Consider the following 24463-nt stretch of genomic DNA (forward strand, 5'->3'; position numbering starts at 1 on the left):
CGCCGGATGATGTCCGGCGGGCTTTTCTGGTTTAGTGAGATTGCGGCCGGAAAATATTTTATCCCGAGGCAGGGTAGGGGCGTGAGTGGTTGGGCTTTACCTTGCCGTGGGGTTGCTGAGCCCCGGCTTCCCCATCCACCCCCTCACTACCCCATTACCACCCCATGAAACACTGCTACTCCCGATTCTGCCTGCTGCTGACGCTGCTAGCGGCCACCCTCGTCGCGCAGGCCCAGATTGAGCCGGCCGCCCAGTACACCACCCTCACCCCAGCCCAGCTCATGGCCTGGACCAGCACCGGCCCCACCGCCGTGCCGGCCAACGTGAGCACCGTGCCTCTGGCCACCCGCCAGAATTCGCTGGCCCCCCAGCTCAACCCCAATCAGAGCTTCAGCTCCAAGGTGAACTGGTGCCCCGATGGCATGAACAACTTTGTGGGCTACCTCAACGAGCAGCCCCAGTTCAACCTCTACAACTTTACCCATTGGCAGTATATCGATGTGCTGACGTGGTTTGCCAGCCCGGTGGGCATTCCGTGTCGGCCGTGGGTGGAGGCCGCACACCGCAATGGTGTGAAGATTATCGGCACCATTTTCACCGATGGGCCGGGCTTTGTCACCCTCACCCAGAAAGATGCGGCCGGCAACTACATCGGTGCGCAAAAACTGGTGGATGTGGCCAATTACTACGGCTTCGACGGCTGGTTTTTCAACGAAGAATCGCGCCTGACCACGGCCCAGGCCGCCGAGCTGATTAACCTGCTCAAGCAGCTGCAAGCCATTCGGCCGGCCGGGATGGAAATTCACTGGTACGATGCCATGCTGCCCAGCGGCGTGGTGTCGTATCAGAACACGCTGAACACCAGCAACTCCCCGCTGCTGCAAAGCGGCCCCGACCGCGTGAGCGACGCCATGTTCACCAACTATTTCTGGTCGGGTGCCACGGCCATCAACACCGCCGTGACCACGGCCGCCAGCATCGGCCGCAGCCCGTTCGATGTGTACAGCGGGGCCGACATCTGGCCGGGCCGTAACCCTCAGCAGCTCTTCAACAGCACCACCTGGCTGGGCAACTACTACACCGGCAACAACCCCGCCACCCCGCGCACCTCGCTGGCCGTGTTCGCCCCCAACCTCACCTTCAACGGCGGCCTGAACAACTTCAACAGCAACCCGGCCGACTACCAGAACTTCTACAACACCGAGGTACGCCTCTTCGCCGGCGATGACCTTGACATCACCACCGCCGACGCCAGCGGCTGGCAGGGCTTCGGCTACTACCAGCCGGTGCGCTGCGCCATCACGGCGCTGCCGTTTGAAACCAACTTCTGCGTGGGCCAGGGCAAGATTTTCGCCAACAACGGCGCCGTGGCCGTGAAGGGCTGGACCGACATGGCCAAGCAGGCCATCCTGCCGTCGTGGCAGTGGGCGCGCACCGGCGCGGCTACCGTCAGCGTGGGCTTCGATTTCAGCCGCGCCTGGTACGGCGGCACCAGCGTGAAACTGGCCGGCAGCCTGGCCGCCGGAGCCAGTACCACCGTCAAACTCTACCAAACCAAGCTGCCCATCACCGCCACCACCAACCTTGACCTCACCTACAAAGGCCTGGCCGCCGGCGCCAGCAGCACCCGCCTGGCCCTATATTTCAGCGACAACCTGACCACGCCCGAATACGTGAACGTGCCGGCCCTGGCCGATACGCTGTGGGCCAGCACCACCGTTCCCCTGGCCGCCTACGCCAACCGCGAGCTGGCCATCATCGGCGTGCAGGCCACCTCGGCCACGGCCCTGACGGCCTATCGCTTCAACCTGGGCAAGCTGAAACTGTACAACGGCACGCCCGCCGCCGTGGCCCCGGTAGCCAACTTCGCGGCCACCGCCACCACCGTGCTCACGGGCCAGCCCGTCACCTTCGCCAATTCATCTACCAACGCCACCAGCTACGCCTGGACACTGCCCGGCGCCACGCCCGCCAGCAGCACCGCCGTGCACGCCACCGCCACCTACGCCACCGCCGGCATCTACGCCGTAACGCTCACGGCCAGCAACGCGGCCGGCCAGAACGTGCTCACCCGTCCGGCCTACATCACCGTGCTTACGGCCCCGGCCGCAGGCAGCAACACGTCCCTCAGCTTCGACGGCCTGAGCAAGTACGTCGACGCCGGCATCATCAATATGAGTGGCGCGGCCTTCAGCCTCGAATGCTGGGTTAAACCCAACTCGTTCAAAACCACCTCGCCCTACATTTCCAGCCTGATGGGCATCGAAGACGGCGGCGTGAACACGCTGATGCTGCGCCTCGGCGATGCCGGCATCGACGCCAGCCAGGTGCAGTTTGTGGCCCAGATTGGCGGCAGCACCCGCAAAGTGGCCTCGGTAGCGCGCCTTACCGCCGGGCAGTGGACGCACCTGGCGGGCACCTACGACGGCACCACGCTACGGCTCTATGTCAACGGTGTGCTCGATAATTCTCAAGCCGCCAGCGGCAGCCTGACGGCCAACGCCCCCTTCACATTAGCCCGCAACTACGCGGCCTCGCGCGGCCTCGACGGTCGCCTCGACGAAGTGCGCGCCTGGACCCGCGCCCTCACCGCTGCTGAAGTGGCTGCCAATGCCTGCGGCGTGCCTGCCACCAGCACCGCCCTGGCCGCCTACTGGAAGTGCAACGACTCGCCCAACCTGACGGCTGCCGACGTTAGCGGCCACGGCCACCCCGGCACCCTAACCAACATGGCCGCCAGCGACTGGTCGCTCGACGTGCCCACGCAGTGCGCCACGGCCACGGCCACGCGCTCGGCCTCGGCCACTGGTCTGCAAGTGCAGGTTTTCGGCAATCCCGTGCCCGGCGGCCGGGCCGAAATCGAAATTCAAGGTGCCCAAAACCAGCCCGTAACGCTGCAGGTGAGCAACGCGCTGGGCGCTGTGGTGTGGCGCCAAACGGTGCCGGCCAGTGCCGCTAGCCACCTCAGCGTGCCGCTGCCCGGCGCGGCAGGCGTTTACCTGCTGCGCGCCAGCACGGCCAGCGGCACCGCCACCGTGAAGCTGCTTAAACCGTAGAAAATGCTTTAAATCAGGATGCCGCTGGCATTGATAGCAGGGAGGGGCTCGCCGCGAGGTGAGCCCCTTTTGCTTGCAAATCGGCCTGCGCCGTCGTCCAGCCCTCGGCCGAAATGGCGCGGGTGGCGTCGGTGATGACGGTGGTGGAGAAACCGGCTTCCAGCGCATCCAGGGCGGAGTAGTAGACGCAGTAATCGGCGGCCAGACCGGCCACGAAAACCTCGGTCACGCCCCGGCCGCGCAGGTAGTCGGCCAGGCCGGTGCTTTTGCGGTGGCCGTTGTCGAAAAACGCGCTGTAGCTGTCGATTGCCGGGTTCATGCCCTTGCGAAAAATGGCTTCAATGCGCTCGATATGCAGGGCTGGGGCTAGTTCGGCGCCGTTGCTGGCCTGCGTGCAGTGGTCGGGCCAGAGCACCTGGGGCAATCCGTGCAGGTTAATCTGCTCGAACTGATTGCGGCCGGCGTGGCTGCTGGCGAAGCTTTCGTGGCCGGCCGGGTGCCAGTCCTGCGTTGCGATCACCAGGTCGAAGCGCGGCTGTAACTCATTCACCAGCGGAATGATGGCGTCGCCCGCGGGCACGGCCAACTGGCCGCCGGGCAGAAAATCGTTTTGAATATCGATGAGCAGGAGTGCTTTCATGGGCAGGGGAAGGGGTGGCGAAAGGCAAAAGAACGTCAGGCTCCGTCGGCACGTCGCAGGACGTTTTGCATAAATAAACCAAGCATTTGGCCCGTAGTTACGTTTATCCGAAAACGAACTTACGCTCACTCCCCATGCCCGACCTTCAAAACCAGATAATACTCGTCACCGGGGCCACGTCCGGCATTGGTACCGTTACGGCCACCGAGCTGGCCAGAATGGGTGCCCACGTCGTCATCCTGGCTCGTAGCGCCGAAAAAGCCGCCGCCACCCAGCAGGAAATCAAAGCTGCAGCCGGTCACGATAGGGTGGACGTGCTGCTGGCCGACCTCGCCGACCTAGGCCAGGTGCGCCGCGCCGCCGCCGAGTTCAACGCCCGCTACCCGCGCCTCGACGTGCTGGTGAATAACGCCGGGCTGATTTTTGGCTCCGAGCGCCAGCTCTCGCCCGATGGCAACGAGCTGGGCGTCGCCACCAACCACCTCGGCCCGTTCCTGCTCACGGCCCTGTTGTTTGACAAGCTCCGGGCCAGCCCCGCCGCTCGCGTGGTCAACGTGGCTTCGAAAGTCTACCGCATTGCCCGGCCCGATTTGGCTGATTTTCAGTCGACGCGGGGCTACGGCGGCTTGCGCGTGTACGCCAACACCAAGCTCTACAACATCATGTTTACGCAGGAGCTGGCCCGCCGCCTGCGCACCCACGGCATCGCCAACGTTACCACCAACGTACTACACCCCGGTGTGGTGGCCAGCGGTTTCGGCAACGGCTCGGGTGGGCTGATGGGCTTCCTTACGCAGCTAGGTCGTCCCTTCATGATTTCGGTGGCAAAGGGTGCCGAAACCAGCATTTTCCTGGCCTCCGCGCCCGAGGTGGCGGCCATCAGCGGCGGGTATTTCGACGAGAAAAAGGCCGAACCCGTGAAGCATGCCTTCAATACGCCCGAAAATGCCGCGCGGCTCTGGGCTCTGAGCGAGGTGCTGACGGGAACGAGGTTTCTGGATTAAGCCACTGCAAGCCTGTCATTTCGACGAAGGAGGAATCTGAGAAAAACTGCTTGAATGGCTTCCCTCAGATTCCTCCTTCGTCGGAATGACAACGACCTGCTAAGCGACCGGGTGCAGCGCCCGCCACTCGTCCTCCAGAATGCCCATTTCTATGAGCGTCCAGTAGCCTTCGCCGTGGCGCACCACGTCGCGCATCACGCCTTCCTGCCGGAAGCCGCACTTGAGGTAGCAATTGATGGCCGCATGGTTGAAATCGTAGACGCCCAGGCTGATGCGGTGCAATTTCAGGTCCTCAAACCCGATGCGCAGCAGCGCCTTCACCATGCCCTGGCAGATGCCCCGGCGGCGCTCGGTGGTGTTGCCCACCAGCACCCGCGTAATGCGGCCGGCCCGGTCGCGCTCGCTAATGCCGCCCAGCGAAATGTGCCCGACGGTGACGCCGGTTTTGGAATCCACGCCTTTGTAGATGAAGACGTTGGGGTCATTCACGTCGTTGGCGCCCTCCACGTACCAGCTCAGGCCGGCCTTGGTGAGCGGGAAGGAAAACATCGAGCCACTCCACTCTTTCATCAGCCGCTCGTCGTCGACCCATTCCATGAGTTGGGTGAAATCGTCGGAGGTGAAGGGTTCCAGTTTAATCATATTTCAAAAGGGGAGGAGCCGGGCCGATAAGCCCGCAAGTTAAGGCCCCGCAGGGCTGCCTTGCTAACCAACCGGGCCGCTGGCTTGTTAGCCGCCTGCTTCTCAAATCCTCTATTTCTTTTCATGAACTTAGCCACCAACACCATCCTGCTCACCGGCGGGGCCTCGGGCATCGGTCTGGCGCTGGCCGTCCGTTTTCTGCGGGCCGGCAGCACCGTCATCATCGTAGGCCGGCGGGCCGATAAGCTGGCCGAAGCCCAGCAGCGTTACCCCGGCCTGATTACGCGCCAGGCCAACATCGCAGACGTGGCCGAACGGCTCGAGCTGGTGCGCTGGGCCACCGCCGAATACCCCGCCCTCAACGTGCTGGTGAACAACGCCGGCATCCAAAACCGCATCCAGCTGGCCGACGATGCCGCTACCGACTGGGAGCAGCGCCGCGAGGAATTGGTTATCAACGTGGAAGCGCCCATCCACCTGGTCACGCTGCTGGTGCCGCACCTGCGCCAGCGGCCGGGCGCGGCCATCATCAACGTCACCTCGGGTCTGTCGTTTGCGCCGGCCGCCTTTGTGCCGATTTACAGCGCCACCAAGGCGGCGCTGCATTCCTTCACGCTTTCGCTGCGCCACCAGCTGGCCCCGATGGGCATTTCGGTGCTCGAAATCGTGCCTCCGGCCGTGGATACCGACCTCGGCGGGCCGGGGCTGCACACCTTCGGCGTGAACGTGGACGAATTTGCCGATTCGGTGATGGCGCGCCTGGCGGCCGGCGAGCAGGAAGTGGGCTATGGAAGTTCCGAGAAGTCGCGCCTGGCCTCGCGGGCCGAGTTGGACGAGCAGTTTCGGGTGATGAACAACCGGTAGTTTGATAATGATTAATGGTCAGTGGTTAATGATTAATGGTGGGCTTGCCATTAATCATTAACCACTGACCATTAATCATTATCGTTACGCCTCCAGCCGCAGCACCTCGCGGCTGTGCTCGCGCACGGCGGCGGCCAAGGCCGGATTATCGGCCAGCTTCTGGCCGAAGGAGGGCACCAACTGCCGGAACCGGGCCTGCCACTCGGGCGAGGCGGCGCGCGCGGGGAAGCACTTCTGCACCAGTTCCAGCATGATGGCCACGGCTGTGCTGGCGCCCGGCGAAGCCCCCAACAGCGCCGCAATAGAGCCGTCGGCCGAAGTCACTATCTCGGTGCCAAATTCGAGCACGCCACCCTGCTTCTTGTCTTTTTTAATAACCTGCACGCGCTGGCCGGCCACTTCGAGCTGCCAGTCGTCGGGGTTGGCTTCGGGGTAATACTCGCGCAGGGCGGCGGTGCGCTCCTGGGGCGTTTGCAGCACCTGGCCGATGAGGTATTTGGTGAGGCCCAGGTTGCGCGCCCCGGCGTAGAGCAGCGGCCGGATGTTGCCCAGCTCGATGGATTTAAACAAATCGGTGTACGAGCCCTTCTTCAAAAACTTGGTGCTGAAGCCGGCATAAGGTCCGAACAGCAACTCTTTGCGGCCGTTTATCTGGCGCGTGTCGAGGTGGGGCATCGACATGGGCGGCGAGCCTACGGCGGGCTTGCCGTATACTTTGGCCTCGTGCCGGGCAATCACGGCCGGGTTCTGGCACTTCAGCCACTGCCCGCTCACGGGGAAGCCGCCGAAACCGTTGGCCTCCGGAATGCCCGATTTTTCCAGCAGCGGCAGTGAACCGCCGCCCGCCCCGATGAACACGAAGCGGCCCCGTGCCACCACCTTCTGGCCGGTGGCCAGGTTGCGGACTTTGAGCCGCCAGATGCCGTCTTCCTTGCGCTTGAAGCTCTCCACCTCGTGGCCCAGGTGCAGGTCCACGCCCGGCAGGCCTTTGAGGTAATCGGAAAGCGCCCGGGTGAGGGCCCCGAAATTAACGTCGGTGCCCACCGCCATGCGGGTGGCGGCCACCGGCTGGGCGGGGTCGCGGCCGGCCATCACCAGCGGAATCCACTCGGCAATCTGCTTCGGGTCGGTGCTGAATTCCATGCCCTGAAACAGCGGCGAGTGCAGCAGCGCGGCGTGGCGCTTGCGCAGGTATTCCACGTTGGCCGCGCCCCACACGAAGCTCATGTGCGGGATGCTGTGGATAAAGGCCGTGGGGTCGGGCAACTGGCCTTCCTGCACCAGCGAGGCCCAGAACTGCTTGCTGAGCTCGAACTGCTCGGCAATTTTATCGGCTTTACTAATATCAATCGAGCCATCGGGCCGCTCGGGCGTGTAGTTGAGCTCGCAGAAAGCCGAATGGCCGGTACCGGCATTATTCCAGGCGTCGGAGCTTTCGGCGGCCACGGCATCGAGCCGCTCGTAGCCGCTGATGGTGAGACTGGGGTCAAGCGCTTTCAGTAGCACGCCGAGCGTGGCGCTCATGATGCCCGCGCCGATGATGATGACGTCGGAAACGGGTTTGGCAGGGGAGGAGTCGGTTGAATTCATGATAATAGGTAAGAGTGCCGCAGGCAATACGGCGGACAGGGAAGCGGGGCTGTTTGTTGGGGAAAAAATCAAGCGCCCTACCTTCGCCAACCCGTGACGCCCCCACTCGCTTGCGGCCCGCCTCCCACCCATGCCCGACCTCGACCTGCCCCTGCTGCCCCTGCCCACTCGCGCCGATGCCACCGCCCCGCGCCTGCTCATCATTTATACCGGCGGCACGGTGGGCATGGCCTTCAACCGCAGCGGCGGCCTGGTGCCCATGCAGTTCGGTCGGCTCGACCGCAAGATGCCCGAACTCAAGCGCCTGACCTTCCGGCTGGAGCTGCTGAGCCTGCCCGAACCCATCGACAGCAGCAACGTGACGCCCGCCGACTGGCTGTTTCTGGCGCAGCTTATCGACCGGCACTATGCTGATTTCGATGGCTTTGTGGTGCTGCACGGCACCGATACCATGGCCTACTCGGCAGCGGCGCTGAGCTACATCCTGGAGCACCTGGGCAAGCCGGTGGTGTTCACCGGGGCGCAGGTGCCGGTGGGGGCCAACCGCTCCGATGCCCAGCGCAACCTCATCACGGCGCTGGAAATTGCGGCGGCGCGGCATCCCCGCGCCGGCACCGTGCGCGTGCCCGAAGTGTGCGTGTTTTTTAACGACGTACTTATCAGAGGAACCAGAGCCAAAAAGGTCGAAAGCCAGCAGTTTGCGGCCTTCAAGAGCGAAAATTACCCGCCGCTGGCCCGCGCCGGCATTGGGCTGGAATTCGATGACAAAAGCATTCGTCTGCTGCCCGGCGCACGGCTCACCGTGCACCAGCAGCTTGAAAGCGGCGTGGCCGTGCTGCCGCTGTTTCCCGGCATCACCGAGGCGGTGGTGTCGGCCGTGCTGAGTGTGCCGGGCCTGCGCGGCTGCGTGCTCGAAACCTACGGTTCGGGCAACGCGCCCACCGCTGAGTGGTTCCTCAATTGCCTGGCCGAAGCCCGCCGACGCGGCGTGTGGCTCCTCAACGTGAGCCAGTGCGAGGAAGGCCGAGTGGTGCAGGGCAAGTACGAAACCAGCGCCCGCTTCGCAGAAATGGGCATCGTGGGCGGCGAGGATATTACGACCGAGGCAGCCGTAACCAAGCTCATGTTCGTGCTGGGCCTGGGCGTGAGCGAGGCCCGCACCCGCGAGCTGCTGGCCACCAACTTACGAGGAGAAATCACGCTGTAGCGTGCCTCTGCGAGTCTACGCGTCGAATGGAGCACGCGCGGACTCGCAGAGTCCACGCTACATTCTGCTTGCCCGGCCAGCGTAGTTGCTCTATCTTTGCCCCATCAACCACAAACCTTGAGAGGTGTCCGAGTGGTCGAAGGAGCACGCCTGGAAAGTGTGTATGGGTCTCAAGCTCATCGTGGGTTCGAATCCCATCCTCTCAACAAAATACCCCGTTTCCCAATGTAGGAACGGGGTATTTGCTTTTTCACGGGACAAGTGGGGGACAGGTTGTGAAATATATCCCCTCTTCTCATTTTTATTCATTTACACGACCAGATTGACGTAGAATAGCGCTTCGCCCAGGGCTTTCAGCTCCCACTCTTGGACCACCAAAGACAAAATCCCGGTCGGCATAACCAAGTCAAAGTATGTCGGCGGAAATTGGTTCAGGGCCTTTTTGATGAAAATACAGGTAAGAACCACGGGCGGGGTCCTCATCAGGGGCGCGTGGAGGGCCGGCGCTAGGCTACCTGCCGAAGCCAGGCCACGGCGGTTTCTTCGCTTTCAAAAAGGCGGTAGGTAAGGGCCGAGGCCTTGGATTCGTGCATGACCTGGTTCATAGCCAAGCGGGCAAAAACGTCGTGGGCCAGGATGATGGCGCCGTAAATGCCACCGGGGCGCTGGCGGCTGCTGTCGAGCCAGTACGTGCTTATCTAGGCGCTTTCTTCTTCGGTGAAGGGCGACATGCGGCGCTGGTCGCCGAGCAGCCGGTGCCACTGGTTGCGGTTGAGCAGGTTGCGGGTATGGGTGAGCAGGGCCTGCAAATCGGTGAGTCTGCGCTTGCCGGGGTGGTACTGAAACACGGCAGAAGTTCAGCCCCGCGGCCCGCCCCGGCGTGGGGGGCGAAGCGGCCACGGGTCTGGGCCTGTTCATTACCCGCCAGATTGTGCAGCTGCACCGCGGCAAGCTGTGGGTGGAAAGCCAGGAGGGCACGGGCACCTGCTTTTTCGTGGAGCTGCACTGAGCCAGCCGGGTCGCCGGCTGCAATGCGGAGCCGGGTGCAGCAACTACGCAGCCGCGGCGAAAGCTACGTAGTCGCCCTCCGGATAAACCACCAATTGATTGTTATGTAGTGGATTATAGTCATTTTGGCGTAACCGTTGGGCCAAGTGGCGTCGTTAGAGAGGGGTAATCATCGTTCACTTTTAACGCTTATCACTCATGGCAGACAACCAGAAAAACACCCGCGGCGGCAACTCCCAGCAGCACGCCGAAGCCGGCCGCAAAGGCGGCGAGGCCAAAGCGCAGAAAGGCCAGGGTGGCAACCAAGGCAGTAATCAGGGCAGCCGGGGCTTTGCTGCCATGGACCCCGAGGAGCAGCGCCGCATTGCCAGCGAAGGCAGCAAAGCCTCGCATGAGAGTGGCAAGGGCCACGAGTTTACGTCGGAAGAGGCCCGCGAGGCCGGCCGCAAAGGCGGCGAAAAGAGCCGCGGCGGCAACCGCTAGCCCGCGCCCTGGTGGGAATTGACCAATGGCGCCAGCCGCCCGGCACTCAGCCGTGAAAAAGCCCCTGGGTATACTCCACGGGCTTTTTATGCAAATGTGCCGCCCGTCGGATGTTGGCGGGCCGGCACATTCCCTGGTTTCATTTCACCCTTTTATTCCCTTTCCCATGTTCGATAAAATAGAATCCCTTGAAGGCTTGCTCGAAATCAAGCTACAAGGTTTGTACGACGCTGAAAATCAGCTCGTCAAAGCTCTGCCCAAGATGGCCGCCAAGGCCACCGACCCCCAGCTGAAAATGGGGCTGGAAATGCACCTGCGCGAAACCGAAAACCACGTTGTCCGCCTCGAACAAGTGGCCAAAAGCCTCGACATGAACCTGAACGGCCCCAGCTGCAAAGCCATGAAGGGCCTGATTGAGGAAGGCGAGCAGCTGATGGCCCTGCGTGCCTCCGACGAGGTGCGGGACGCCGCCATCATCAGCGCCGCGCAGGGCGTGGAGCACTTCGAAATCGCCCAATACGGCACGGTAGTGCACTTTGCCAAGCGCCTGGGCTTTGCCGGGGCGGCCGACACCCTGGGTGCCACGCTGGCCGAGGAGAAAAACGCCGATGAATTGCTGAACCAGCTGGCCATCAACTGCATCGATGAGAAAGCCCTGAGCTCTTCATAAAAGCTACTGCTGATGGAACACGCGGTAGAACTGCCCGCTTCGCTAAACCCGCCCCCGGCCCGGCCCGTGCTGCTCGAGTGCTACACCGACCCGCTTTGTCCGCAAAGCCGGGCCTTTGAGCCGCACTGGCAGCGGCTGCGGGCCGAGTTCGGCCACCGGTTTGCCTGGCGCTACCGCCTGGGCGGCCCCTCCGTCGCGTCGTACCCCGCCTGCCTGGCGGTGAAGTGCGCCGAGCGGCAAGGCGCGCAGGCCGGCGAGCGGTACCTGCACGCGGTGGCCGATGCCGCGGGGCGACCCGGCCGCAACGTGGCCCGCCCCGAGGTGCTGGCCGCCGTGGCCGATGAGCTGGCCCCCGGCCGGCTGCTCTACCGCGGCATTCCGGGCGAGGAACTGCCCGCACGGGTGGCCGATGTGTCGTACCCGCCGCCCGAGGCGGTGCGCCACGACGAGCGCGCCAACCGGGCCGGGGCGCCCATGTTCTATTGCAGCGCCACCTGGCACCCACCGTTTTTCGAGGCCCGCGTGCGGCCCGGCGACGGCATCGTCATCAGCTGTTGGCAGCCGCGGCAGCCGCTGCGCATCCTCAGCTTCGGCTACGCCGACACCTGCGCCGACGACCCGCACTCCGACCGCGAAAAGGCCCTGCACCAGGCCCTGGCCCAACTACCCGCCGAAACCCGCGCGCTGGCCACCTTTCTCACCAGCACCTTCACCCGTACCGTGGCCGACGACAACCAGCACCACTATCGCCTCTCCATTGCCGTGGCCTAGGCTTGCCAGCTGGGCCGGGCGTTTGATGGCCTGCTGTACCCGTCGGCCGCCATGGCCTCGCCCGCCCATAACCTGGCCCTGCACCCCAGCTGCCTCGATGCCGGCAAGCTCACACTCGACTACGTGGAGCACCTGCGCGTGCAGCACGTCTCGCCCGATACCGACGTGCTGGACGTGCACTCCCTCAACATTGCCCGGGCCGCCGGCCCCAACGGCCGCCTGCAGTGGCTGGGCCGCCCCGGCAACTGGGTGCTGCGCGAGGGCAGAGCCGCCACCGACTGCTCTGCTGGCTGCAAAACGGGGAGTGGCACCGCGCCTGAAGGCCGCCAGTGCGTAGAACCCGCAATACAAAACCGGAATAACCCCCGTAAAATCCGTCTTTTTTGCGTCGCTATGCCGAGCTTAAGACTCGTAATAAGCCGGTCTGTTCTTTCCTAATCTTACACGCTATGAATCCCACCCTCACCTACGCCGACGAGGCAGTCCTGGCCGCCACGCCCGGCCTCTCGTTTGCCGTGCGCAACTCGCGCGAAATGCCCTCCTACTACGAGCTGGCGCTGGAAGACGACCAAGGCAGCCAGGCCCACTGGGTGGTGCCCATGCCCCTGAAGCAGCTGGCCAAGCGCCCCGTGCTGCTGTGGCTGCTGTCGGCTTCGCCCATGCTCGGAGCTCTGGCCTGCGTCGAAACCGGCACCATGCAACTGGCTTCGGCCCGGCCCGGCACCACGGCCACCCTGCGCCACGAGCTAGCCCAGGGCGTGCTCCGGCTCAATTTTAACGGCCAGCTGCTGCGCGGCTACTACCGCCTGCAGTGCCTGCCCACCGGGTGCGGGCAGCTCTGGCAGCTCACCCCCATCGGCCACATCTAAGCATGAAAAAATACGCTCTGGTAATTCACGGCGGTGCCGTGACCATGAACCCCGGCGAACTCAGCCCGGAAGAAGAAGCCGCCCAGCGCGAAGGCCTGGCCGAAGCCCTGCATGCCGGCTGGGAAATTCTGCACCGGGGCGGCCCTGCCCTTGACGCTGTGGAGGCCGTGGTGCGCTTCCTCGAAGACAATGAGCACTTCAACGCCGGGCGCGGCAGCGGCCTCACCCAGCAGGGCGAGGTGAAGATGGACGCCGCCATCATGGACGGCCGCCACCTGAAAGCGGGCGCCGTGAGCGCCGTGCCCTACGTGCAAAACCCCATCAGCCTGGCCCGCGCCGTGATGGAGCACAGCCCCCACGTTTGCCTCGCCGAGCTGGGCGCCCTGGAGCTGGCCCTCGAAAAAGGCCTCGCCGTGAAGCCGCCCAGCTATTTTCTCACCGAGAAAACCCGCCAGCAATGGCTGAATATCGTTCAGAAAGAGGGGGCTATGGCCATGCACGACACGGTGGGCGCCGTGGCCCTCGACCAAGATGGCAACCTGGCCGTGGCCACCAGCACCGGCGGCATCGAGGGCCAGCTGAAGGGCCGGGTGGGCGACAGCCCCATCATCGGGGGCGGCACCTACGCCAGCAACGACGCCTGCGCCGTGTCCTGCACCGGCGACGGTGAGGTGATTATCCGCGGCGCGCTGGCCCACGAAGTCCATGCGCTGGTGAAATACAAAGGCCTGCCGCTGGCCGAAGCCTGCCAGGCCGCCATCGCCCTGCGCGACGACGAGCTGAAAGGCGACAAAGGCATGATTGCCATCGATAAACACGGCAACATTGCGCTGGAATTCAACACCAACCTTATGCGCCGCGCCTACCGCGTGGGCACCGGCGAGCCCGTGGTGGCCATGTGGAAGGACGAGTAGCCGCGCGGGCGGGAAAGCAGCGCATAGCGAAGCATGACGTGCTGTTTTTCCCGCCCGCGCCCGGCCTCAAATACGCATTTCCCGAACCCCAAAATCCGTATTTCTGGCGCTATTCGCTTTTCCGCTGCGCCGTAAAATTCTTTGAGCTTATCACTGCCCACTTCAACCGGGCGGCGATAAACTGGGGCGGTGGGCAACTCACACCAGCTGCCGTGCCCCGTTTTTCCACCACCGACGCTCCACTGGCGTGGGCCAGCTGGGGTGCCGGTGCCGGGCAGCTTAGCTGCCCTTTTCAATCCTTTTTCTTCCTCATGCCCAGCCTGTTCCCTACGCCTAAAGGCAAGCTGCTGCTCATCGGCGGCCACGAGCAGCGCGAAAAAGCCGGCCCCTCGCACGAACAATCGCCCGAATTTATCCTGCAGCGCTTCGTGGATGAGCTGCCCAAAAAGGGCACTATTGTCGTCATTCCCACCGCTTCAGAATCGCCCGAAGAATCGGCCCAGGAGTACGTCGACCTATTTAATAGCCTTGGTCTCAAACACGTCGAAGTGCTCAACGTGCAAAGCCGCGAGCAGGCCAACAGCGTGGAAGCGCTGGACATGCTGAACCGGGCCGACGGCGTCATGTTCACGGGGGGCGACCAGCTGCGACTCACGGCGCTGCTCGGCGGCACGCTGGTGCTCGAGCGCCTCACCGAGCGCTACCTGCGCGAGCCCATTATCATTGCGGGCACCAGCGCCGGTGCCACGGCCATGAGCACGCCCATGATTTACCAGGGCCGCAACGACGCCGGCTTTGTGAAAGACGAAATCCACATCACCACCGGCCTGCAACTGCTGCGCGACGTGGCCGTCGACACGCACTTCATTGCCCGGGGCCGCATTGTGCGCATGGCCCAGATTATTGCCACCAACCCCGGTTGCATCGGCCTTGGCCTGGAAGAAGATACGGCCGTACTCGTCACCAAAGGCCAGGAGCTGGAAGTCCTCGGCAACGGCATCGTGGTGCTGCTTGATGGCCACGAATGCACCGGCAACACCATTCCCGAGGTGAAGCCCGGCGAGGTCTTTTCCATCCGTGACCTGCGCCTGCACTTGCTGGGCAAGGGGCAGCGCTTCACCCTGCCCGGCTTCGCCTCCAACAAGCCGCCGCTGGAGAAGCCGGAATAGCAGCCGGCGCGAAGGCGACTAGTTTGAAAAGGAAAGCACGCCCTGCTCTGATAAGCTCAGCAGGACGTGCTTTTTGCGTTAGCGCATTATTTTGCCCTGGTTGTCCCAGTGGCTCGATTTCACTTCCAGGCTGCCCGGCTGGCGCTTGATGGTGCGCGTGTACCGCTCGCCGGCGATGAGGCCGTCGGGCCGGCGCTTGCCGAAGAACAGCAGCACCGGTTCGCCGTGCTCGTTGGTGGTGAAGGTGATGTCGTAGCCCTTGAATACATCGTCGATGGTGGTCTTGGGCTCGTAAATTTTGCTGAGTTTTTTGGCCAGTTCAGGGTGTAATGGCATGGGGCTGGGGCAATGTGAAGAGAGAGTATGAAAGTCGAAGAGCAGAACGTGCGCATGGGGCAACAACCCAAGGCAGGACTTCAGTAGAATTAAGTATTCAGCACCTCACCACCGTTGGGATGAATGGCCTGCCCCGTGATGTATGACGCATCTTCCGAGGCCAGGAACACGAAGGCGGGCGCCACTTCCGATGGCTGGCCAGGGCGCTTCAGGATGGTATCTTGGCCGAATTTGGCCACCTTGTCGGGCGGGAAGCTGGCCGGGATAAGCGGCGTCCAGATAGGTCCGGGCGCGACGGTGTTGGCCCGAATACCTTTGTCGGCCAGCTGCTGCGCGATGGAGCGGATATACGCCGTGATGGCCCCTTTCGTGGCGGAATAATCGACCAGTTGCTGATTGCCTCGGTAGGCGTTGATGGACGAGGTGGCAATGATGGAATCGCCTTTGTGCAGGTGCGGCACGGCGGCTTTCACAATCCGCACCAACGGAAAAAAGTTGACTTGAAACGTGTCTTCGACCTGTTCGTTGGGCATCTCGGCCACGTCGGTACTCGTGAATTGCTCGGCCGCGTTACTCACCACGATGTTGAGCTGGCCCAGTTCATCAACCGTTTCTTCCACAAGGTCTTCACAATATTTTGGGTTGCGTAGGTCGCCGGGCAGCAGCAGGCAGCGGCTGCCTTCCTGCTGCACCAGCTGGCGGGTTTCATCTGCATCGGCCTGCTCCTCGGGCCTGAAGCTGATGGCTACGTCGGCGCCCTCGCGGGCAAAATGCACGGCCACGGCGCGACCAATGCCGGAGTCGCCGCCCGTGATGAGGGCCACTTTGCCTTGCAGCTTGCCGCTGCCCCGGTAATTGGCACGGATGTATTCGGGCTGCGGGTGCATTTCGGATTCAAGGCCCGGCTGTTGGGCTTGCTGTTGGGGCGGCACCGAAGTGGGTTTGGTTTCCATAGATGTTGGGAGCTTGTTTCTTGCCAACTATACGCTTGCAGTCCAGCGACTGTCGGAAAGATTAATACGGTTTTTTCCTCCGTATAAATTGGCGAACTCCGGGTTTACCGCTAGATGAGGTAATTAATATATGTTATAACTAATTATTATTCAATATATTAATTGTCTGGCCAGCCAGCCTTTGCTGACGGCGGTTTTGATGAGGGCGGCGGTGTTTTTGGCCCCGGTTTTCTCCATGATGTTCTGGCGGTGGGTTTCGACGGTGCGCGGGCTGGTGAAGAGCTGGTCGGCAATCTGGGCCGTGGCCAGGCCCTCGGCCACGAGCTGCAGGATTTCCTGCTCGCGGGGCGAGAGGCCGCCGGCGGGCTTGGCGTGGGGCTCGGGCACGCAGGTGAGCACGCGCTCGAGCATGGCCAGGCCCAGCTCGGAGCACAGAAAGCGCCGGCCGGCGGCCACGGCGCGCACGCCGACGATGATTTCGTCGTGGCCGGCGTTTTTCAGGATGTAACCGCTGGCCCCGGCGGCCAGCACCTGCCCGATGGCCCGCTCGTGGTCCACCATCGAGAGCACGAGCACCCGCACGGCGGGGAACTCGGCGCGCAGCCGCTCGGTGGTGGCCAGGCCGTCGAGGCCGGGCATGTGCAGGTCGAGCAGCACCACGTCGCAGGGCGTGGCCGGCAGCTGGGCCAGCAGCTGTTCGCCGCTGTTTGCTTCGCCCACCACCTGCAGCGTGGGCGCTTGCCGAAACAGGGCGCGCAGGCCGGGGCGCAGCACGGCGTGGTCGTCGACGAGGAAGAGGCGGGGCATGGCGCGGGGGAATCAGCAGCGGGATGCGAATCGGGGAGCGGGATGCGAATGCGTACGTACGCGCCGCCGGCGGCCGAACCGGCTTGCAGCTGCCCGCCGAGCAGGGCCACCCGGTCACGGATGCTGCGCAGGCCCAGGCCCGGGCGTTCGGCCGGGGCCGCCGCAAACCCGGCGCCGTTGTCTTCCGCCCGCAGCAGCACCCAGCCGGGCATGGTTTCCAGCTCCAGCGTGGCCGCGGTGGCCCCGTGGGCGTGCTTGACGATGTTTTGGACTAGCTGATTTCTGCCTCGTCGGCCATGACTTGTTGGCTGATACCGTGTGACTTGCGCAAGGTGCGCAGGGGCTTGCCGAAAGCCTGAATAAGAGCTGGGTTTTCACTGGCTCGAAGGACCATCCGATACCATCCGATAACCGCCTGCGTCCAAATGTTGCATTCGACGTTTTTAGCTGAATATTTTGCTGAATTGAGTCAGGTGGTGTCGCAAAGGTTCGAATCCCATTCCCTCAACACAAGCAAACAAAAAGGCCGTTTCCAATTTGGAAACGGCCTTTTTGTTTGTCTCGATGCGGAAGTTATTTCACCACTTCCAGCCAGCCTTTCCAGGTTTGGCCGGCGGCGGTGCGCAGCTGGTAGTAGTAGATGCCAGCGGCCACGTCGGGGGCGCTGCCCCAGCCCTGGGTGTAGTTGGCCTGCTCGAACACCTTGCGGCCCCAGCGGGTGAAGATTTGTACCGTGACGGGCTCCGTGCTCACGTAGGGACGGAAATCGTCGTTCAGTTTGTCGCCGTTGGGCGTGATGACGTTGGGAAACTCGAAGGCACGGGCCGGTGCCACCACCAGCGTGAGCGTAGACGTTACCGGGCAGCCGGTGGCGGCCACATCGGCGCTCAGGCGCACGGTGTAGGTGCCGGGCGCGGCATAGGTGTGCGTGGGCGCGAGACCGATAGCCGTCTGGCCATCACCAAAATCCCAGCGGCGGTTGGTGAGCAGCGAAGTGGTCGGCAGGGTGTCGTTGAAGGTGACCAGATTGCCCGCGATGGGCAGCAGCGGTGCAGCGTGCAGCCGGATGGCCGGCACGCCCAGGCGGGTGACCGCCACGGTGGCGCTGCCCGAGCAGCCGGCGGCCGTGGTCACGCGCACGGTGTAAGTAGTGGTGGCGGCAGGGTTAGCCGTCACGGTGCGGCCGGTAGTGCTGCTCAGGCCGGCGGCCGGGCTCCACACGTAGGTTGCGCCTGTGCCGGCATCAGAAGCCGTGAGAGTGGCCGTGGTGCCGGGGCAGAGCGCCGCCACGGCCGGAATGGTCACGGAAAGGTTGCGCACATTCACTACCACGGTGTCGCGGCTCACGCAGCCGCCGGGCGTGGTGGCCGTCACGATGTACTGCGTGGTGGCGGCGGGCGTGGCCACTACGCTGGCGCCGGTGGTGGCGCTAAGGCCGGCGGTCGGGCTCCAGGCGTAGGTGGCGGTTTGGCCCGGGGTGGCGGCTACGGTGAGGGTGGCCGAGGAGCCGGGGCACACCGTCTGGTCGGGGCCGAGCGCGGCGCGGGGCAGGCCCAGCACCGTCACGGTGTCGCGGGCCACCACGGCGGCCTGGCAGCTGGTCGAGTCGTAGGCGGTGAGCGTGACCGGGTAGCGGCCGGGCGCGGCGTAGGTCACCAGCACGTTGTTGGCCTGGGTCGAGGTCTGGCCGTTGCCGAAGCTCCAGGTGGTGCCGTTGTTCGAGGGCGTGGCGCGGGTGAAGAGCACGGCGAGCGGCGCGCAGCCCACGCGGGTGTTGGCCACGCCGTTGGCGGCCGGCACGAAGCTGGCATCGAGGCGGGCAATGTCCATCTTGAAGGCTGCGTTGGACGTCTGGTTCGAGCCGGTCTGGGTGCGGGCCAGGGCGTTGGGCGTGGTGAGGATGGCCGGAGCGCGCTGCCCGCTCTGGGTCTGGCGCACGCAAATGGCCTGGTAAATAATGCCCTTCTTATCGAAGCGGGAGGTGCCGCCGTCCACGTGCGTGGTGCCGGTGCCGAAGTACGTGCCGTACACCAGGCGTCGCGCCCCGGGCGAGAGTTGCATCACGTACAGGTAGCCGAAGCTGTTGTCGATGTTGTCGTTGGACAGGGTGCCGGTGGTGCGGTAGTTGGGCGCGGTGGCTTGCAGGGCATCGGGGGTGGTGGGCAGGCCGGCCACGTTGGCCGCGCCCCAGCCCGAGAGCATAATCTGCCCGCAGTTATCCACCAGAAACGCCGTGGGCGAAATGTTGGGCACGCTGCCCACGCTGCTGCTGCCAATCACTGTCGAAAACAGCGTAGTGTTCAGCTGGTAGTTCAGCCGGTGAATAAACTGCCGGCTGTTGGCGTTGCGGTACACGCCGGCCGTCACGGGGTAGGCCCCGCTGGTTTGGCCCAGCACGTACACCGACCCCTTGTGGCCCAGCTGCACAAAAAAGGCCTGGTCGTAGCTGCTGGTGCCCAGGTAAGTGCTTTGCACCACTTGGCTGCCATTGGGGCTGAGGTGGGCCACGAAGCCGTCGGCCGCCCCGCCGCGGGCGGTGGCATTGAGGCCCCCGGTGGTGCCCGGGAAGTTGGTGCTGGTGGTGCCCCCCGCCACAAACACGCCGTTCAGGCTGTCGAGCTGAATGCTGTAGCCCGACTCCACGCCGGTGCCGCCCAGGTAAGTGCTCCACACCAGGCCGGTCAGGTTGGGGTTGAGCTTGGTCACCACAGCGTCGTGCGTGCCTTGGCGGCTGATTTGGGCCCCGCCGGTGCTGGGGTAGTTGGTCGACTGGCTCACCGAGGTGAAGTACACGTTGTCCTGCCGGTCGAGGATGACATCGCCCCGGAAGTCATCGCCGAAGTTCACGTACAGGGCCGTGCTCGTGGCCATGCGGCCGTCCACGCCGGTGCCGCCCACGTAGGTCGAGCCCAGCAGAGCATTACCGGCAGCCGAGAGGCGCGTCACCACCAGGTCGGTGGTGCCGCCCAGGGTGCGGTCGTAGCCGGTGGCGGTGGTGGGGAAGTTATTCGAGTCGGTGGAGCCCAGCACCACCAGCTCGCCCCGGTCGTTGGTTACCAGGCTGTGCGGATACTCGTCGTCGGAGCCGCCCAGGTAGGTGGCGTACACCAGGCTGCTGGTGCCGGTGGTGGCGCGCGGGTTGTATTTACTGATAACGATGTCCTTGCTGCTGTTGTAGCTCACGTCGTAGGCCCCGGTGGTGGTGGGGTAGCCGGCCGAGAAGTTGATGCTGGCCGCGTAGAGGTTGCCCAGCGTATCGGGGCAGGCGGTGTAGCCCCAGTTCAGGGCCGCCGTGGCCCCGGAGTAAGTGGAGTACACCAGTACGGGGTCGATGACGAGGGGGAGGGCGTGGTTGTAGCCCTTCGGCAGGCCGAAGCTCACCGTGTGCTGCGGCCCCAGCACGTACTGGCAGGGCACGGTCACGCGGTGGCCCTCCACCACCTGGTAGGCATAGGGCTTTTGTTCCGTCACGCGGCCCACGCTGGTGCCGATGTGCAGGGCGCCATCTACCACTGTCAGCGACTCCTGCCCCTCGTAGCGGAGCTTGATGCGGGCGGCATCGGCCCCGGCGGCCAGCTCAAAATCGTACTCCATCACCGGGCCACGCGAGTAAAAGCGCAGGTCGGTGCCGGGGTAGAGCTGCTGGTAGCGTACATCGGTGAAGGCGGGCACGTTGGTAGCCCAGCGGCTTTCGTCGTTGCCCAGGAAGTAGTTCAGGTGCTCGCCGGTGGGCTGCTCGCCGCGCACGGCGGGCTGGGCATTGGCCCCCACGAAGCTCACCGAGTAGGCGTGGCCGCCGATGCGCGAGCGGGTCGCCGTGGACGCGGCGTGGTGCTGGCGGTCCACGGCCGGGGCATCGTAGCGGGCCACCAGTAGGCGGCCGCGCTCCAGAAAGAGCCGCCCGGCCGGAATATCAGCCGCAAACAGGATGGGGCTCTGCCACTGCCGCTGGTTGGGCACGAAGCGCAGCGGGTGGGCATCGGTAGGCACGGGGGCCACGGGCGGCGTGCCCGCTGAGGCATTGGAAAAGGCAAACACGGCACTGCCAAGGCAGAGCCAACGCGTAAGAGTACGACGCATGAAACGGGGTGGAGGTGGAGGGAAAAAGAACTGCTTATGGAAAGCAAAAAGCCCCGCTGGGGGCAGGGCCTGACTTTCCGGGGGTGAAGTTCCGGTGAAATCGGGGAATTACCGTCCTGCTTAGCGATTTGATAATTTTATTTATGCTGCTATTGGTCCAATAGCGCGCTGTTTTGCCCCAATCCACGATATTCCCTATTCAAACAAACGCAAACGCCGCCCCGCCCAACGCATGAAGCTTGGGCAGAGCGGCGCTAAAACCGGAATATACTGCCTCAGTGCAGCACCATGTCTTTCAGCGAAATGATGTATTCCTTGGTGTCGGAATTGTAGCGGATGGTGTATTTGGTGGGGAAGAACTTGCCCGGGACTTCATACGCGGCCGGCTGCTTGATGTCCCGCTCAACGCTCACGGCGGGCACCAGAATGGCCTTGGTAAACATGGGCTCCACGAACGTGACGTGCCCGTCGTAGGTGCCGTAGATGAAGGTGTGGGTGAAGGCCGTGCCCGGGGTGTATTCCGGGCTGGTGGGGTCTACCCAGTGGCGGCCCATCATGGGCACGGTGCGGCCGGGGGCCACGTTGGGCGGGGTGATGTAGCCGGCCGGCAGCTTGCTGGAGGCCGGGAAAATATCGCCCTTGGGGTCATCAAGCGTGATGGCGTGCTGCGCGGCCATGGGCTGCATGTAGAAGTGGGCATCGAAGTGCGGCAGGGTGTAGATGGGCGCGGGCTCGTGGCCGTTGGGGTTCCAGTCGAAGGAAATGTGGTCGAATGGCATCTGCGAAGTGGCGCTGATGGCCGGCAGGGGCACATCGTACATGGTGCCGGTGGCAGGCGTGGGGGGCAGGCTGCCCAGGGCCGCCTCGTTCACGGCCACGCCGATTTCGGTGGGCTTGCCGTTGGCATCGGTCGATACGAAGCTGCGGGCTGCGCCGGTGCCTATCGTTACCGGGGCACCATAGGAGGTGGAGGGCTGGGTTGCAGGACTGTCGCTGTCTTTGCTGCAAGCCAGCAGCAGCGGCATGCCCAGGGCCATAAGTGCCGTAGCGCGGCACCAGCCGCCCAGGGGGAGGAAAGAATATGTAGCCATAGCTGAAAGGATGTGCGCGAGAGCGACGGTGCCCTCACAGACTAAATATAGTTAATTTTGAATATTTATCCGGCCTTCCCAAACTGCCTCTTCCGGGCGGTGAGTAAATTCGTCTTGCCTGGAGGTGGCGAAGCCGCGCGGGCCGCTGGCATTCCGGCCCGGCTCAACCTGAGCCGTAAAAACCCGTTACCTTCCCCGGCGCAACTCCGCACATTCCCGGCGCCTCCTTATGACCCCAACCCCGACGCAACCTGCCGCCGCCGCTGGCGCGGTCGAAAAAGACAACAAGCGCATCACCACCGGCTGGACCTTCTACGACTGGGCCAACTCGGTGTACCCGCTGGTGATTACCAGCTCAATTTTTCCGATTTACTGGTCCAGCGTAATCAAGCAGATTACGCACTCCGACAGCGGCCAAAGCCCCATCAGCTTCCTGGGCATGATGGTGCCGGGCACCTCGCTGCTGAACTACGCCATTTCCGTATCGTTCCTGCTCATTGCCATCGTCAGCCCGTTCCTGACGTCGCTGGCCGATTTTTCGGGGCGCAAGAAGCTGTTCCTTCAAATCTTCTGCTACATCGGGGCGGCCTCGTGCGCGGGGCTGTTTTTCTTCTCGCCGGCCACGCTCACCCTGTCCACGTTCATTTTCGTGGCGGCCACGGTAGGCTTTTCGGGCAGCATCGTGTTCTACAATTCCTACCTGCCCGAAATCAGCTCGGAGGAAAAGTTCGACTCGCTCTCGGCCAAAGGCTTTTCGATGGGCTACATCGGCTCGGTAATTCTGCTAATTATTTGCCTGGTGATAAACCAGTTTCACGATAAAATCGGAATAAAAGCCGAACTGGCTGCGCAGCTTTCCTTTCTGCTCACGGGCCTCTGGTGGGCCGGTTTCGCCCAGATTCCCTTCGCCACGCTGCCGGCTGACCGCGGCCGGCCCGCCGACGCTGCCGAAGCCAAAGGCGGCTGGCTGCTCAACGGCTTCCACGAGCTGGGCAAGGTGTGGGACCAGCTCAAGCAGCTGCCCAACGTGAAGAAATTCCTGCTCGCCTACTTCACCTACAACATGGGCGTGCAAACGGTGATGTACGTGGCCACGCTGTTCGGCACCGACGAGCTGCACCTCGAATCGGGCGCGCTCATCCTCACCATTCTGCTGCTGCAAGTAGTAGCAATTGCGGGCGCTTACCTGTTCGCCAAGCTCTCGGAGCGCATCGGCAACACGCGCGCCCTGAGCTGGTCGGTGTTCATCTGGATGCTGATTTGCATCGCCGGCTACTACGTGCAGGCCGGCTGGAGCTTCTACGCGCTGGCTTCCGTCATCGGCCTCACCATGGGCGCCATCCAAAGCCTGAGCCGCTCGACCTACTCCAAAATCATCCCCGAAAACACGCCCAACTCGGCGGCCTTTTTCAGCTTTTTTGATGTGACCGAGAAGCTGAGCATCGTCATTGGCACGGCCACGTTCGGCATCATCAACCAGGTTACCGGCTCGATGCGCAACAGCCTGCTGGCCCTGATTGTGTTCTTCGTGCTGGGCCTGATTTTCCTGCTGCAGCTACGCGGCAAGAAGCTGCGCGAAGACTCGCTGGGGCCGGTACCGGTGCCCGGCCCGCCGCCCGCCTCGGCAGCTGCCGAAATGGGCACACCGATGGCGCGGTAGCGCGGACTTTTCGTCCGCGAGTGAAATCGAATGAAATAATTTTGACTCGCGGACGAAAAGTCCGCGCTACACCTTCTCACCCCGTTTTAGCAGCCCATGCACACTTCCTCCCTCCAGCAAAACATCCTCGCCGAGCTCGACCACGAGCTGGCCCAAACCCGCAAAACCATCGAGCGCGTGCCTTTTGATAAGGCCGACTATAAGCCCCACCCCAAGAGCATGAGCCTGTGGCAGCTGGCCACTCACGTGGTGAACCTGCTGGCCTTTAATACCTTGTTCGTCACGCACGACTCGCGCGATTTCCTCGACCCCAACGCCCCCAAGCCCGGCCCCACGCCCTCCAGCCCCGAGGAATTGCTGGCCCGTTTCGACGAGTATTCCAAAACCCTGCGCGAAGCCCTGCGCGCCAGCGCCGACGAGAAGCTGACCCACAACTTCAGGCTGCACCGCGGCGAGCACACCATCATGGAAATGCCCAAAGGCGCGGCCATCCGCATCATGGGCCTCAACCACAGCATCCACCACCGCGGCCAGCTCACGGTGTATCTGCGCCTGCTCGATATCCCGGTGCCCGGCCTCTACGGCCCGAGCGCCGACGAGAAGTAGGACGCCGGAGTTGTCATTGGGAGGCGCAGCGCGTCAACCCGTC

Annotated in this window: 23 protein-coding genes, 1 tRNA gene and 1 pseudogene; 15 read left to right on the forward strand and 10 right to left on the reverse strand. The window is 63.6% G+C overall.

All coding sequences use genetic code 11. The annotated features are described in order from the left end of the window. Window positions 1-164: 164 nt before the first annotated feature. Window positions 165-3056, forward strand: coding sequence for an endo-beta-N-acetylglucosaminidase (locus ACYU7Q_RS01790; protein ID WP_460607721.1), 2892 nt, complete (start codon window positions 165-167; stop codon window positions 3054-3056). A 13-nt stretch (window positions 3057-3069) separates the two neighbouring features. On the opposite strand, the gene pncA is transcribed toward ACYU7Q_RS01790, so the two are convergent. Continuing rightward, window positions 3070-3696, reverse strand: a complete 627-nt coding sequence (gene pncA / locus ACYU7Q_RS01795; protein WP_460607722.1) for a nicotinamidase — start codon at window positions 3694-3696, stop codon at window positions 3070-3072. Window positions 3697-3830: 134 nt separating this feature from the next. Between pncA and ACYU7Q_RS01800 the strand changes: the two genes are divergently transcribed. After that, window positions 3831-4700: an SDR family oxidoreductase gene (locus tag ACYU7Q_RS01800; protein ID WP_460607723.1), complete on the forward strand. Its 870-nt coding sequence runs from the start codon at window positions 3831-3833 to the stop codon at window positions 4698-4700. A 99-nt stretch (window positions 4701-4799) separates the two neighbouring features. On the opposite strand, the gene ACYU7Q_RS01805 is transcribed toward ACYU7Q_RS01800, so the two are convergent. Further along, window positions 4800-5342: a GNAT family N-acetyltransferase gene (locus ACYU7Q_RS01805; RefSeq protein ID WP_460607724.1), complete on the reverse strand. Its 543-nt coding sequence runs from the start codon at window positions 5340-5342 to the stop codon at window positions 4800-4802. A 123-nt stretch (window positions 5343-5465) separates the two neighbouring features. On the opposite strand from ACYU7Q_RS01805, the gene ACYU7Q_RS01810 reads away from it, so the two are divergent. Further along, a complete protein-coding gene (locus ACYU7Q_RS01810) occupies window positions 5466-6206 on the forward strand; it encodes an SDR family oxidoreductase (protein WP_460607725.1) in 741 nt (246 codons plus the stop codon). Between the two features lie 84 nt (window positions 6207-6290). Here ACYU7Q_RS01810 and ACYU7Q_RS01815 read toward each other — a convergent pair whose 3' ends face one another. Further along, on the reverse strand, window positions 6291-8000 hold the full coding sequence (locus ACYU7Q_RS01815) for a malate:quinone oxidoreductase (protein ID WP_460607726.1): 1710 nt from the start codon (window positions 7998-8000) through the stop codon (window positions 6291-6293). On the opposite strand from ACYU7Q_RS01815, the gene ACYU7Q_RS01820 reads away from it, so the two are divergent. Together ACYU7Q_RS01820 and ACYU7Q_RS01825 are read left to right on the forward strand one after the other, a co-directional pair. Continuing rightward, window positions 7927-9003: an asparaginase gene (locus ACYU7Q_RS01820; RefSeq protein WP_460607727.1), complete on the forward strand. Its 1077-nt coding sequence runs from the start codon at window positions 7927-7929 to the stop codon at window positions 9001-9003. The two genes, ACYU7Q_RS01815 and ACYU7Q_RS01820, sit on opposite strands and share 74 nt — an antisense overlap. Before the next feature lie 118 nt (window positions 9004-9121). Beyond that, window positions 9122-9209 (forward strand) — tRNA-Ser (locus ACYU7Q_RS01825). Window positions 9210-9701: 492 nt separating this feature from the next. Here ACYU7Q_RS01825 and ACYU7Q_RS01830 read toward each other — a convergent pair. Further along, window positions 9702-9851, reverse strand: a complete 150-nt coding sequence (locus ACYU7Q_RS01830) for a hypothetical protein (protein ID WP_460607728.1) — start codon at window positions 9849-9851, stop codon at window positions 9702-9704. A gap of 32 nt (window positions 9852-9883) precedes the next feature. On the opposite strand from ACYU7Q_RS01830, the gene ACYU7Q_RS01835 reads away from it, so the two are divergent. From ACYU7Q_RS01835 to ACYU7Q_RS01870, 8 genes are all read left to right on the forward strand, one after another. Then, complete coding sequence (locus ACYU7Q_RS01835; protein ID WP_460607729.1) at window positions 9884-10012, forward strand: ATP-binding protein; 129 nt, start codon at window positions 9884-9886, stop codon at window positions 10010-10012. Window positions 10013-10209: 197 nt separating this feature from the next. Continuing rightward, window positions 10210-10494, forward strand: coding sequence for a KGG domain-containing protein (locus ACYU7Q_RS01840; RefSeq protein ID WP_460607730.1), 285 nt, complete (start codon window positions 10210-10212; stop codon window positions 10492-10494). Between the two features lie 166 nt (window positions 10495-10660). Beyond that, entirely contained in the window at window positions 10661-11164 is a 504-nt protein-coding gene (locus tag ACYU7Q_RS01845) for a YciE/YciF ferroxidase family protein (RefSeq protein WP_460607731.1), read from the forward strand. A 12-nt stretch (window positions 11165-11176) separates the two neighbouring features. Beyond that, window positions 11177-11935 (forward strand): thioredoxin domain-containing protein, encoded by a 759-nt coding sequence (locus tag ACYU7Q_RS01850; RefSeq protein ID WP_460607732.1) that lies wholly within the window; start codon window positions 11177-11179, stop codon window positions 11933-11935. A gap of 51 nt (window positions 11936-11986) precedes the next feature. Then, window positions 11987-12373 (forward strand): hypothetical protein, encoded by a 387-nt coding sequence (locus ACYU7Q_RS01855; RefSeq protein ID WP_460607733.1) that lies wholly within the window; start codon window positions 11987-11989, stop codon window positions 12371-12373. 11 nt (window positions 12374-12384) lie between these two features. After that, on the forward strand, window positions 12385-12804 hold the full coding sequence (locus tag ACYU7Q_RS01860; RefSeq protein ID WP_460607734.1) for a hypothetical protein: 420 nt from the start codon (window positions 12385-12387) through the stop codon (window positions 12802-12804). Window positions 12805-12806: 2 nt separating this feature from the next. Continuing rightward, window positions 12807-13718: an isoaspartyl peptidase/L-asparaginase family protein gene (locus ACYU7Q_RS01865; protein ID WP_460607735.1), complete on the forward strand. Its 912-nt coding sequence runs from the start codon at window positions 12807-12809 to the stop codon at window positions 13716-13718. A gap of 212 nt (window positions 13719-13930) precedes the next feature. After that, window positions 13931-14887 (forward strand): cyanophycinase, encoded by a 957-nt coding sequence (locus ACYU7Q_RS01870; RefSeq protein WP_460607736.1) that lies wholly within the window; start codon window positions 13931-13933, stop codon window positions 14885-14887. 78 nt (window positions 14888-14965) lie between these two features. Here ACYU7Q_RS01870 and ACYU7Q_RS01875 read toward each other — a convergent pair whose 3' ends face one another. The 6 genes and pseudogenes from ACYU7Q_RS01875 to ACYU7Q_RS01900 all read right to left on the reverse strand — a co-directional run bounded on the left by ACYU7Q_RS01875 (window position 14966) and on the right by ACYU7Q_RS01900 (window position 22154). Beyond that, the gene (locus ACYU7Q_RS01875; protein WP_460607737.1) at window positions 14966-15223 is read right to left on the reverse strand and encodes a hypothetical protein; all 258 of its coding nucleotides are present in this window, start codon (window positions 15221-15223) and stop codon (window positions 14966-14968) included. A gap of 89 nt (window positions 15224-15312) precedes the next feature. Next, on the reverse strand, window positions 15313-16176 hold the full coding sequence (locus tag ACYU7Q_RS01880) for an SDR family oxidoreductase (protein WP_460607738.1): 864 nt from the start codon (window positions 16174-16176) through the stop codon (window positions 15313-15315). Between the two features lie 150 nt (window positions 16177-16326). Continuing rightward, window positions 16327-16983 carry a response regulator transcription factor gene (locus tag ACYU7Q_RS01885; RefSeq protein ID WP_460607739.1) on the reverse strand — a complete coding sequence of 219 codons (657 nt, stop codon included), beginning with the start codon at window positions 16981-16983 and terminating at the stop codon, window positions 16327-16329. 92 nt (window positions 16984-17075) lie between these two features. Continuing rightward, window positions 17076-17246: pseudogene (locus tag ACYU7Q_RS01890) on the reverse strand (sensor histidine kinase); the annotation flags it as partial. Between the two features lie 310 nt (window positions 17247-17556). Further along, complete coding sequence (locus tag ACYU7Q_RS01895) at window positions 17557-21063, reverse strand: DUF7948 domain-containing protein (protein ID WP_460607740.1); 3507 nt, start codon at window positions 21061-21063, stop codon at window positions 17557-17559. 275 nt (window positions 21064-21338) lie between these two features. After that, on the reverse strand, window positions 21339-22154 hold the full coding sequence (locus ACYU7Q_RS01900) for a DUF5602 domain-containing protein (protein ID WP_460607741.1): 816 nt from the start codon (window positions 22152-22154) through the stop codon (window positions 21339-21341). A gap of 229 nt (window positions 22155-22383) precedes the next feature. Here ACYU7Q_RS01900 and ACYU7Q_RS01905 point away from each other — a divergent pair, with 229 nt between their 5' ends. Next, entirely contained in the window at window positions 22384-23814 is a 1431-nt protein-coding gene (locus ACYU7Q_RS01905; protein ID WP_460607742.1) for an MFS transporter, read from the forward strand. Between the two features lie 96 nt (window positions 23815-23910). Continuing rightward, the gene (locus ACYU7Q_RS01910; protein ID WP_460607743.1) at window positions 23911-24420 is read left to right on the forward strand and encodes a DinB family protein; all 510 of its coding nucleotides are present in this window, start codon (window positions 23911-23913) and stop codon (window positions 24418-24420) included. Window positions 24421-24463 lie beyond the last annotated feature (43 nt).

It is taken from the genome of Hymenobacter terrigena (assembly GCF_054776515.1).